This window comes from Micromonospora sp. S-DT3-3-22 (assembly GCF_015354745.1).
Lineage (GTDB): Bacteria > Actinomycetota > Actinomycetes > Mycobacteriales > Micromonosporaceae > Micromonospora > Micromonospora wenchangensis.
Window position 1 is genome coordinate 26688 of the sequence record NZ_JACGMO010000068.1, and the last position, 12054, is coordinate 38741.

General features: G+C 69.7%; 7 protein-coding genes and 1 CRISPR repeat array. Of the genes, 4 read left to right on the top strand and 3 right to left on the bottom strand.

The features are described from left to right. Window positions 1-2 precede the first annotated feature (2 nt). The gene (locus H1A17_RS19900; RefSeq protein ID WP_194822623.1) at window positions 3-2651 is read right to left on the bottom strand and encodes a LuxR C-terminal-related transcriptional regulator; all 2649 of its coding nucleotides are present in this window, start codon (window positions 2649-2651) and stop codon (window positions 3-5) included. 119 nt (window positions 2652-2770) lie between these two features. On the opposite strand from H1A17_RS19900, the gene H1A17_RS35330 reads away from it, so the two are divergent. From H1A17_RS35330 to H1A17_RS19920, 4 genes are all read left to right on the top strand, one after another. Further along, on the top strand, window positions 2771-4720 hold the full coding sequence (locus H1A17_RS35330) for an Ig-like domain repeat protein (RefSeq protein WP_168222533.1): 1950 nt from the start codon (window positions 2771-2773) through the stop codon (window positions 4718-4720). A 132-nt stretch (window positions 4721-4852) separates the two neighbouring features. Beyond that, on the top strand, window positions 4853-6070 hold the full coding sequence (fxlM, locus tag H1A17_RS19910) for a methyltransferase, FxLD system (RefSeq protein ID WP_194822624.1): 1218 nt from the start codon (window positions 4853-4855) through the stop codon (window positions 6068-6070). Window positions 6071-6319: 249 nt separating this feature from the next. Further along, on the top strand, window positions 6320-6541 hold the full coding sequence (locus tag H1A17_RS19915) for a hypothetical protein (RefSeq protein WP_194822625.1): 222 nt from the start codon (window positions 6320-6322) through the stop codon (window positions 6539-6541). A 6-nt stretch (window positions 6542-6547) separates the two neighbouring features. Then, window positions 6548-7105, top strand: a complete 558-nt coding sequence (locus H1A17_RS19920) for a DUF6879 family protein (RefSeq protein WP_088642393.1) — start codon at window positions 6548-6550, stop codon at window positions 7103-7105. Between the two features lie 197 nt (window positions 7106-7302). Then, window positions 7303-10355: direct repeats of the CRISPR family, unit length 36 nt; unit sequence GTTGCGATCCTCGCCCGGCGCGGTGGCCGGGCGCAG. A 166-nt stretch (window positions 10356-10521) separates the two neighbouring features. On the opposite strand, the gene H1A17_RS19925 is transcribed toward H1A17_RS19920, so the two are convergent. Next, a complete protein-coding gene (locus H1A17_RS19925; protein WP_309236817.1) occupies window positions 10522-11349 on the bottom strand; it encodes an XRE family transcriptional regulator in 828 nt (275 codons plus the stop codon). A gap of 28 nt (window positions 11350-11377) precedes the next feature. Then, window positions 11378-11734: a hypothetical protein gene (locus H1A17_RS19930; protein ID WP_228543867.1), complete on the bottom strand. Its 357-nt coding sequence runs from the start codon at window positions 11732-11734 to the stop codon at window positions 11378-11380. Between the last annotated feature and the right edge of the window lie 320 nt (window positions 11735-12054).

A 12054-nucleotide genomic window follows, 5' to 3' on the forward strand; every position in this document is an offset into this window, starting at 1 on the left:
CGTCAGGCCGGCACCGGGCGAAAGAGCTCGGGTTGACGGCGGGCCAGTTCGGCCAGCTCGTGCCGGCCGGTCACGCCCACTTTGGCGTACAGGTTGGACAGGTGGTACCCCACCGTCTTTCGCGTGATGAACAGCTCGTCGGCGATCTGTGCGTAGCTCATCCCGGAGACGGTCAGGCTCAGCACGTCGCGCTCTCGGTCGGTGACCACGAACGTTGGCGCGGCGATCGGTACGGGCTCGGCGAGGCGCTGCCGGATCTGATGAACGTACGGGGTGGCGCCGAGCCGTCGGTAGGCGGCAAGCGCCTCCTGCAGCAACGGCCGTGCTCTGTCAGGGGAGACCATCCGCGCCTGGTCGACGTGCATGTGGGCGCGGAACAGCGGCAGGTTCATCCCTGGGTCGCGCAGAGCCGGCTCCATCGCGCGCACGGCGCCGGGTACGTCGCCCTCCTGTTCGGAGGCCAGGGCTCGCAGCCACGACGCGCATGCTGGCGCCCAGGCGGGCAACGGGTCGAGCCGCACCAGTTCCTCGGCGCACGTGCGGGTGTGGTGGGTCGCGCCGGCCCAGGTCGCCGCGACGCCGGCACTGAGCAGCCACAGCGCCGTCGGGCGGTACGACCCGGCCAAAACTGCCTCGATGCTCGGCAGTTCGGCTCGTCCGGCCCCGCGCATGCGGTCGCGGTCGCCCTCGGCGTGGGCTCGTAACACCATCAGGTGGGTCAGGTTCGAATCGCCCGCTGCGCGGCCCTGCCGCATCTGCTCGACCAGCGGGGCCATCGCCCGATCCATCTCGTCGAAGCGCCCATCACCCAGTAGCAGGTACAACGGATAGACCGGATCCGGATCGAGCTCCATACCGAGGTGCATCGAGATCCGGGCGTTCGTCCAGTCACCGAGTAGCCACTGCACGAAACCGAGCCCGAGCGGAATGCGACCGTCAGCGCCGGTGAGCTCACCGCCGCGGAATCGGCGCATCACCTCCTGCAGATCGCAACGGGCGATGTCGAACAGGCCGGCCCGCACCGCGACGATCGCGCGCCGGGCCAGCTCGTAACTCGCCTCGACCGGCACGGCGGCGGCGTCGGACAGCGCGGGGTCCAGTGTCCGCCACTGCTGAGCTGGAGACATCCGAAGATGATCGGCCATGGTGCGCACCAACCGGGCGTGGTAGAAGACGCAGGGATCGTTGATACCCAGGTCCTCCGCGGCCCCGAGAACCTCATGCACCTCGCTGGCCGGCCGGCTGGTGCGAAGCATCGCGAAGGCGAGCAGCACACCAGCCCGGTGGGCGGTGAGGTTGTCCAGACCGGGGGTGTGCAGCACCCGCCCGAGCATGCCCTCCACCTCCTCGAACTGGTGCGCGGCGAGGCGAATTACCGCCAGCACTACCAACGCCGCCGGATCGTCCGCTCCGTCCGACCCGGCGAGCTCGGCGTGCACGACCGCCGGATCCGACGACAACGCATGATCCATCAATGACTCCAGCAGCCTGCGGCGCCGATGCCCGGGGTCGGTCGTGAGGTCGCTCGCGCCCCGCAGATACCGCGCCGACCGTTGCCAGGCGCGCCGTCGGCGCAGGCTTTGGGCGTACGCGTCGAGGTCACCGGCCAACTGGTCGTCATAGCTGGAGGAGGCCGCGAGCCGCTGGCCGAGCACCTCGCCACGATCGGTAAGAACCTTGGCGATCTGGTGATGCAGGTCGCGCCGCAGCGCAAGCGGCGTCTGCTCGTAGACGGCGGCGCGAACCAGTGCGTGCGTCACCCGGACCGCGCCCGGCTCCGAGCGAACCGCCAGCAGCCCCTGCTCGACGAGCACCTCGATCGCCTCGGAAGGATCGGCGGTGGATAACCCGGCGACGTCGCGCAGAGAGTGCCAGTCAGCACCCCAGACCGCGCAGAGCCGCAGCAGCGCCAACGCCGGCTCGCTTAGCCGCGCTGTACGCTGGGCGACCGTGGCGGCGAAGGCGGCCGGGGCAGGCAGCGACTGCCGGGCGGCGAGGTCGGCCGGATCGTGCTCGTCGAGAAGCGCGGTGACGTAGAGCGGATTCCCGTCGGTGTGCCGGTGCAGCGCGACTGCGGCGTCGCGAGAGAGCTTTTGTCCACGTGCCGTCAGCAGAGTCTCGATCTGGTCGATCGACAGCCCGCTGAGCTCGATTCGCACGAAGAGCCCGCTGCCGGTGCGCAGCCGTTGCCAGCGCGGGGCGGCACCGCGCAACCCCGGTCGAGCCCCCACCGCGACGAGCAGTTGGTCGTCGGTGGCCCGACCGACCAGCCAGGACAGCGCGCTGATCGACTCGTCGTCGGCCCATTGCAGATCATCGACGCGTAGCAGCACCGGTCGGTCGAACGCGACGCGGTTCAGATGTTCGCGCAGCCGCTGCGCCGCGAGAAACGGCGCGATCGGCCCGCCAGGTGAGTCATGTGGCAGGTCGACGCCCCACTGAAGCAGGACGCTGTAAGCGAAGCACTCCCCGGGCAGTCCCTCGGCGGCGAGCACCCGAAACCCATCGGCGCGTTCGGCCAATTCGTCGAGCAACGTGGTCTTGCCGCTGCCCGGCTCCCCCTCGATGAGCATCACGGTACTGCGGCCTGAACGGGCCGACGTCAGCGCCTCGTCGAGCCGACGCCTCACGCCCTCGTGCCACAACCGCACGTCGCCTCCCAGGAAGCCCCTCGTCACGGACTAGGAATTTCGCCCAGGGTGCTGTCGGCCTGGCCGCCGTAGAACTTTATGTGACAACACTGAGCACGCACAGTACGAAGGAGACACCGATGAATCACCTCAGGTTGACGGCCGGCGGACTGGGTCTGGTCCTCGGCGGCGCCGTCCTGGTGGGCATCGCCCCGGCGTCGGCCTCGGCGGCGGACTGTTCGTCGGCCACCGACTACACGGCGGCGGGAACCTACTGTTTCGTCGTGCCCGCCGGTGCCCAGAGAATCAAGTTCGACATCTCTGGCGCGCAGGGGGGCCGGGGCGGAACCCACGGCGCGCCGGGTGGTCTGGGCGCCCAGGTGATCGACGATGTCGCCGTCACCCCCGGCCAGCGACTCACGATCACCGTGGGTGGTTCCGGCGCGGACGGGACGACGGCGCAGGGCGGCGGCAGCGGCTGGGCCGACGGCGGCTTCAACGGCGGCGGCCGGGGCGGTGGCAGCAACGGTATGGTGCCCGCCAGCGGCGGCGGCGGTGGCGGTGCGTCCGATATCCGGAGCGCCGACGGCACGAAGCTGATCGTCGCGGCCGGTGGAGGCGGTGGCGGGGGTGCCGGCGGCGGCATCTTCGGAGGGGACAGCGACGCTTACGGCGGTGGCGGCGGCGACAGCGTGGCAGGTGGATCCGGTCAAGATGGGTTCCGGGAGACCGGATCCTCGTACGAGGGCTCGGGCGGCAAGGGCGGCGGGCAGACCGCCGGCGGCAAGGGACCGAACTTCGAGGGCGGCGCGGCAGTCGCCGGCCCGGGGCAGGGCAACGACGGGGAATGCATCCAGATCGCCGTGTGCTCGCTGAGCACTGACGCGATGGCGCGTACCGGTGGTGGGGGTGGCGGCGGTGGCGGCGGCTGGTACGGCGGTGGCGGCGGCAACGGCGGGCAGGGCGCCTGGCAGGTCGGCGGCGGCGGCGGTGGCGGCGGTGGCAGCAGCAAGGCGTCGGCTTCCGCGACTTACCGACGCGGCGTGAACTCCGGCAACGGACGAGTCCGGATCAGCTACTACTCCACAGTGGCCCTCACCTCGTCGGCCAACCCGAGTACCTACTACAGTCCGGCAGTCTTCACCGCGACCGTCACTCCAGCGGTGAGCACCGGTTCGATGACATTCGCCCTGGGCGGCGTCACGATTTGCCGGGACATCGCGGTACGAGACGGGAGGGCCATCTGTGCTGCCGTCCCCAACACCTCCTGGGTGGTGGGCACGCACGAGATCCGGGCATCGTACTCTGGCTCCACGTCCAGCAGCCCTGCCACGGCCGTCTTGAGCCAGGTGGTCAGGGCCGAGACCTCAATCAAGCTACGGATCTTCGAATTCGGCAACCGGACCGACGACGTCCCCACCGGCCAAGGGCAGGACATCACCCTGGTGGCATCGGTGCAAGCGACGGGTGCACCGGTCCAGCAGCCACTCGGAGCGATCACCATTTACCACGGGACCCGGAAGCTGGGGACCGTCCTGCCGACGGAGACTTCGAGAGGGTTCGCCGAGGCGAGGTATGTGGTCCTGGCAGCCAACATGATCAGCAATTACACGAATTCGTTGCGGGCAGTGTACGAGGGCACCACGACCACGGCCCCGTCCACCGCAACGCTCACCCACTACGTCAACAGTTCCATCACTGGCATCCCCGACAACACGCCCGGGTATCTCAGGTACGTCGGCAGCGGGTGGGCCTACTCCAGCAACCGGCCCTACGGGGACTACGACAATGACATCCACGCCACGGCGCAGGAGGGGGACTACGTCACCTACCTGACACAGGGAGGGCGGCGTATCTCCCTGTTCGGCGAGCGCGGTCCCAACCACGGAACCATCGGCATCTACTGGGACGGCAAGCTGCTAGAAACCGTGGACACCAGCGGCCCAACTGCCAACGAACCCCGGCAACTGCTCTGGACCATGAGGCTGCCCACCGACTACATGTACTCGAACAAAGAGCTGAAAATGGTGAACATGTCGCCGGGCAAGTTGTTCACCGTCGATCAGCTCAACGACGAACCCCGTCCCTGACACGCTGACGGCACCACCGGCCACGGTTCAGCCGACCTTGACACCCACCAGCGATGTCAAGGTCGGCTGAACCGTGCGGACACCCCATCTGGCTACCAAACCGCCACCAAGATCGACAGTAGGGTCAACGTAGTGAACACTTCCCCCACCGCACCGGGAACGTCCAGTGCCGCGACGCTGCGCGAACAACTCGCCAGCACGCTCGAACAGCGCGGCCACATCCGCTCCGCCCCCATCGCGCACGCCTTCCGCACGGTCCCCCGCGAGCAGTTCCTCCCCGGTGTCGACCTGGAAACCGTCTACACCCGCCGCCAGATCGTCACCAAACGGGACCCCAGCGGTGCGGCGTTGTCGTCAGCGTCGAGCCCCAGCCTCGTCGCGGACATGCTCGAACAACTCGCCCCACAATCCGGCCAGCGCGTCCTGGAGATCGGCGCGGCCACCGGCATCAACGCCGCCCTCCTCGCCGAGCTGACCAACCCCGGCGGCAAGATCGTCACCATCGAACTCGACCAGGACCTCGCCGACGGCGCCCGCGCCGGCCTCGACCGCACCGGCTACGACACCGTGACGGTGATCTGCGGCGACGGAGCCCTCGGCGACCCCGATCACGCGCCCTACGACCGGATCATCATCACCGCCGGAGCCTGGGACATCGCCGCCGCCTGGTGGGAACAACTCGCCGACCACGGCCGCATCGTCGTGCCCCTGCGCGTACACGAGAGCGGCCTGACCCGATGCTTCGCCTTCGACCGCACCAGCCCCACGACATTGGTGAGCGCCACGACGCCGCTGGTCTGCGGATTCGTCCCCATGCGCGGCAGCACCGAACACACCGACCACCACGTACGCCTCGACACCAACGTAGTCCTCAAACTCGACGCCACCGACCAACCCGACCGCGCCGCCCTCGCCAACGCCCTGAGCCACCCCCGGCTCGAACGCTGGACCGGCATCCAAGTCAGCGACGCCGATCCCATCGGCCACCTCGACCTGTGGCTCCTCGTCCACGCCAACAAGCCATTCGGCCGCCTCGGCGTCGGCAACACCGCCCGCACCAACGGACTGGTCACCCCCGCCTACCGATGGGCCGGCGCCGCCATCTACCACGGCGGCACCATCGCCTACCTCGCCTTCCAAGACACCGGCGACGGCCACCACGAACTCGGCGCGATCGCCCACGGACCCGAAGCCACCACGCTCGCTACCGACCTGACCAACCTGCTCGACCAATGGGACGCCGCAGGCCGCCCCAACCAACCCACCGTCACCGCCCACCGCGCAGGAACCCGACCCGCCAGACACGACGACATCAGCCGATTCGACACCACCCTCACGATCACCTTCTGACCGCACCCCGCGCCGGGACCGTGACCTGACCCCGCCCCGGCGCCCCAGGGACGAGCGCAACCGAGATGGCCCCTCTCGGGGTACCCGATTCGCACTCGCCGGGTCTTCGGACGGGGCACGCACGGTGATGCGCGTGCCCCGATGCGCCAAGATCGAATAGACGATATCGCCTTGTTCAGCCGCTACGCTACGCACTAATGTCCTCACCGACGGCGCTTGTTGGCCGTGTGATTCGCGAAGGAGGTCGCGGTGAAGTTGACCCAGCTCTTTAAGGATCCCGGGTCGGGTGGCAACGGCTGCCCGACGATCTACCTCGCCGACAGTGGAGAGCTGGTCGTCCAGGGGCCCCTGGTCGACGGCGACACCTTCGGCGAGTTGGAGAATGTTCTGCCCGGTGAGGGCGCGGTGCGGATCTCTGCCGAAGTGGTGCTCGGCGCGATCGAGCGTTACCGCGAGTCCGGGCAGCGGTGAGGGAGGTTGACCCGATCGTTCACGTCGCTGGATGATGCCGAGTTCAACCAACTGTTCCGCGACTTCCGGTATACGGCCTACCGGTTAGAAACGCTTCAGCGGTACGACGTATCGTACGAGCAGGACGAGTTCGCCCGGTTCTTGGCGGGCGAGTCCCGTGGGGAGTTTCCCGGGATCGCTGCCTGGTGCGACACCGTGCGGGCTGCGGTATCGGCTGGTAAGCGCATGCACCGGGTCCATGTCGTCGTTGAGCCGCTGTCGGACTACGTCCGGTTCGAATGCGGCTGGGCCTACGAGCACACGGTCGAGGCGGGCGAGGACGTTCGCCTCATCGTGGTTTCCGGTGATGACTGGCCGGCTGCATTACCTCGCTACGACTATTGGCTATTCGACTCCTCTCAGCTCGTGGCGATGTACTACGACGAGGAGGGCCGGTTCGTCTCCGGCGAGTTGATCAGCGAGCCGGAGAAGATCGTGCAGGCCAACCTCTGGCGTGACGCCGCCGTTTCCGCGTCGATCCCCTACCGGGCGTACGCAGTCCAGCTCCAACCCAGCTCTCCATAGATCCGCCGCTCGTCGGGGATGAGGCAGCTGTCAACGCCGCCCAAAAAGGTAACGGGTAAACGGGAGGCCGTTTGACCCGTGCCGGGACGATCAAGGGCCCGCCAGGGACACCCTATCCGGGCGGCCGTCGCCCGAAAGCCGGACCGTCATAGGACTCCGGACCGCCCGAATAAGTCCAGCTGGTGCGGCTACCCAACCAAGCGATCCTCGTCCGGCGCGGTGGCCGGGCGCAGCGACCAGGACGTTGTACCCGGCCGCCGCGCCGTCCTTGGTGTTGAGATCCTCACCCGGCGCGGTGGCCAGGCGCAGCGACGCTTTTGTCACTCACGGCGGGTATTTGTCGGTCCGCGTTGCGATCCTCGCCCGGCGCGGTGGCCGGGCGCAGTCAGGCCAGGATGAAGGGCCAGGACGTGAGCACCATCAAGGTTGCGATCCTCGCCCGGCGCGGTGGCCGGGCGCAGGATGCCGGCCGCCTGCATGAGCTTCAGCTTGTCGGCGTTGCGATCCTCGCCCGGCGCGGTGGCCGGGCGCAGGGTGAGGTCGCTGCCGGTGGGCATTGCCGCCAACCGGTTGCGATCCTCGCCCGGCGCGGTGGCCGGGCGCAGACGACGCGGGCCAGGTTCCCGATCGTGATGCCCTGCGGGTTGCGATCCTCGCCCGGCGCGGTGGCCGGGCGCAGTGTAGGCGATGGCGTTGGTGGACTCACCCGGGTAGGGGTTGCGATCCTCGCCCGGCGCGGTGGCCGGGCGCAGCCAGCCGGTGACGTCGGCGGTAGCCCAGTCGTTGCCGTTGCGATCCTCGCCCGGCGCGGTGGCCGGGCGCAGCCGAACGCGCCGGTGAAGTCGACATCAACCTCCGCCGGGTTGCGATCCTCGCCCGGCGCGGTGGCCGGGCGCAGGGTCTGGCGACGGACCTGGTCCGCAACGCCGCAGCGTGGTTGCGATCCTCGCCCGGCGCGGTGGCCGGGCGCAGACTTCCGGTAGGCGGCACCGGTGGGTTACTCGCTCGGGTTGCGATCCTCGCCCGGCGCGGTGGCCGGGCGCAGCCAGCCGGTGACGTCGGCGGTAGCCCAGTCGTTGCCGTTGCAATCCTCGCCCGGCGCGGTGGCCGGGCGCAGGATCTGAGGGATGACCATGACTGACGTTGCCGTCCGTGTTGCGATCCTCGCCCGGCGCGGTGGCCGGGCGCAGGTCAGCGTCAGGCCGCCGATGAGGCCGCCCGCCGGGCGGTTGCGATCCTCGCCCGGCGCGGTGGCCGGGCGCAGGCACGACCTGAGACCGCAACTCACGACCGCACGCGCGCGGTTGCGATCCTCGCCCGGCGCGGTGGCCGGGCGCAGGGCCCGGTCCGGTTTCCCGCCGGGCTGCTGCTGCCGGTTGCGATCCTCGCCCGGCGCGGTGGCCGGGCGCAGGAGGCCCTGGCTCCGGCGGAACTGACCGACGGTGAGGTGGTTGCGATCCTCGCCCGGCGCGGTGGCCGGGCGCAGGGACTCCAGCTGGGCCATCCGGTCGAACACGTCAGGGTTGCGATCCTCGCCCGGCGCGGTGGCCGGGCGCAGGCTGGCTACTCGGCCTGCTGCTCGGTCCCCGGCAGGGCGTTGCGATCCTCGCCCGGCGCGGTGGCCGGGCGCAGGCAGGTCCACCAGTTCTGCGATGGGCTCGGTATCTCCCGTTGCGATCCTCGCCCGGCGCGGTGGCCGGGCGCAGGACCCGCCGGGTCGACAAGGCCACCTACGACGAGTCGTTGCGATCCTCGCCCGGCGCGGTGGCCGGGCGCAGGGACCCGGGTGTACCCGGTGATGTCGTCCCCCGTCTGGTTGCGATCCTCGCCCGGCGCGGTGGCCGGGCGCAGGTCGGACTCCTCGGCGTCGCGGAACCCGCGCCCGTACGGGTTGCGATCCTCGCCCGGCGCGGTGGCCGGGCGCAGGTCCGCTGGCGGAGAGGGCTGCCGGGGGTGACGTGCTTGTTGCGATCCGCGCCCGGCGCGGTGGCCGGGCGCAGGTTGACCCAGTCGGCGACCGCCCGTTCGGCGTCAACGTTGCGATCCTCGCCCGGCGCGGTGGCCGGGCGCAGGTCGCCGCGTACGCCGCCGGGTCCGGCCCGAAGTCGGTGTTGCGATCCTCGCCCGGCGCGGTGGCCGGGCGCAGGGGTTCGGGATGCCCGGTTGAGCAGGGGCAGGTTAGCGTTGCGATCCTCGCCCGGCGCGGTGGCCGGGCGCAGGTGAGCGACTTCCTGGTGGCCTGCCTGGTGCTGCTGACGTTGCGATCCTCGCCCGGCGCGGTGGCCGGGCGCAGGGGGGAATGTACGCCTCCCCACCCGTCTCCGGCTCCGCGTTGCGATCCTCGCCCGGCGCGGTGGCCGGGCGCAGGTTCACCGCGTCGCACCGGCTGCACCGGCCGGGCTGGGTTGCGATCCTCGCCCGGCGCGGTGGCCGGGCGCAGGATCGACAGCGGTCGGTCGATCTCCGAGCCCGAGTCGTTGTTGCGATCCTCGCCCGGCGCGGTGGCCGGGCGCAGGCCGGTAGCGCGGTCGACCCGGTCGAGTCGGCGCGTGTTGCGATCCTCGCCCGGCGCGGTGGCCGGGCGCAGGCGCGCCGTACGTGGACAGCAGCCCGCCGACCACCAGGTTGCGATCCTCGCCCGGCGCGGTGGCCGGGCGCAGGACGACTGGTTCGACGACGAGCCGTCCTGGGGTGCCCAGGTTGCGATCCTCGCCCGGCGCGGTGGCCGGGCGCAGGTCGTGGTGGTGCGCGTCGAGCCCGGGTTGATCAGGCCGTTGCGATCCTCGCCCGGCGCGGTGGCCGGGCGCAGGCCCACACCATCGATGGCCAACCGGCAGAGCCGGAGGGTTGCGATCCTCGCCCGGCGCGGTGGCCGGGCGCAGGCTTACCGACCCGGGGGATGCCGGCGACCTCCGGATCGTTGCGATCCTCGCCCGGCGCGGTGGCCGGGCGCAGGCTGACCCCCGCCGTTGAGGCCGCCGATCGCGCTGAAGTTGCGATCCTCGCCCGGCGCGGTGGCCGGGCGCAGGACGGGGTTCAGTACGGCCTCGCCGCCGTCGAGGGTGTTGCGATCCTCGCCCGGCGCGGTGGCCGGGCGCAGGTGGAAGGAATCGACCGCAGCCCGGGCGGCACCGGTGTTGTTGCGATCCTCGCCCGGCGCGGTGGCCGGGCGCAGGTCGAGCAGGCCATCCGCGAGCACAACACCCGCACCGAGTTGCGATCCTCGCCCGGCGCGGTGGCCGGGCGCAGCAGCTCATCAACAGCGAATATAGCAATCCGACGATGCGTCATCGACCCAATCGGGGTCCGTTTTGTTCATCTAATACAGATATTCTCCCTCGGAACCTTCCGGGGTTCCGGCGTCCACTGGAGGTTCCTAGATCATTAAAGCTTCGCACAGGTTGATGGGACGAACCTCAAACGGTCAACCGGATATTCAGCACAAGAGAATCATCCCCCCGCCGCTCTCGCAGCACATCCAACGCCTGCACGCCGACCACCGTTTCGATGCGTCGAGCGGCAGCGTACGCCTGCCGGCCGTGGTCGAGCAGGCGTGAGGCCGGCCCGGCGCCGAACAGCACCTCGGAGTCGAACGCCTCATGGGAGGTCAGCGACGGGATGGGAACCACGGCCGCCCGCTCACTGGCCACGAAGAACCGCCCTGGAGCCAACGGGTCCTCCTCGATGCCGAGGTTGAGCGTCTTGACGCCCAAGCTGCGGTCTCGCGGATCGCGGATCTCCAGGAGCCGCGCCAGGTGATCGCGCAGCACCCGATAGTGAGGTGGGCCGTGCAGGACGCGGTAAAAGATCAGCGCGGGGCTCGCCACGAGGGCAGCTTCGATCGCTTGCAGGTACCCGGTGCTACGTGACCATGAGCCGGTGACGATGAGGCACTCGCGGGCCTGCGCCACGACGGTCAGCATCGCCTCGTTCAAGTCGACGTACCGGGCCAGCAGTTGTGGCTCGTCACCGTGGTCGCCCAGGTGGTTGTCCTGGTGGGTGAACAGCTCGTCGACGCTTTTGCCGTAGATGGCGCACAGCGTCTTGCGGTGAGCGTGGCTGGTGGTATGCCGGCCCAACCCCCAGCCGCTGACCATGGTCGGGGTAACGCCGGAGTGCCCGCCGGTGGTGCGTTGGTCGAACGCCTCGACGACATTCTCCAGGGTCCATCCTCGCGCGAGGCGGGCGCGGCGGAGGGGGGACGGCTCCTTGGGGGTTGCCTGACGACGAGTGATGACTTCCACCTCCCAGTCGTCGCGGCCGAGGATGCCGCTAGTGACCGTGCACGGTCATCTCGCGGGTCGGTGAGTCGGCCGTGACCTTCTCGCAGATACTCAGCAGATCGGGATGGTTGCACAGCCGGGTGTAGCCCTGAGGGGGATGGAACGAGCCGAGCTCGACCTTGAGCTGATCCAGCGGCATCCCCGGGTACTGAACGACTCGCTGAATGGGGATCGCGAACGCTTGTGGCAGGTCCTGCACGTACTCGAACACCGAAACGCCGTTACCCACGCGGGCCTGCTCGGCGATATCAGCGATGCGCTGCGGTGTGTCCACCACGGCGGGCCCCAGGTCGATCACCGCGCCAAGGCGGGACACCGGGGCGGTGAGGTAGACGTACCAGCGCACCGACTGGCCGGTCAAGAAGCGGCGTCGGAACTCGTGACGCTTCTCGCCGGCCCAGATCAGGTCGAAGTAGACCGGGTTAATACTGCAACGGCAGTAGGCGAATCGTCTTCGGGTCGGGTTCGTTGGTCTGCCTGTGGCGAACGTTGATGTTGATCGTTGGCGTGGGGAGTTGGACCGGCTGCATGCCCGGATTGGGCCACGGTTTCGTCGGTCGGAGCCGCGTCGGCGGGCGCGGCAGTACCTGTGTGGGCTGGTCTCCGGCCTGGGCCGTAAGAACGGCTGGACCTTGGCGGAGCAGGCCGGGGATGTGTCGCCGGACG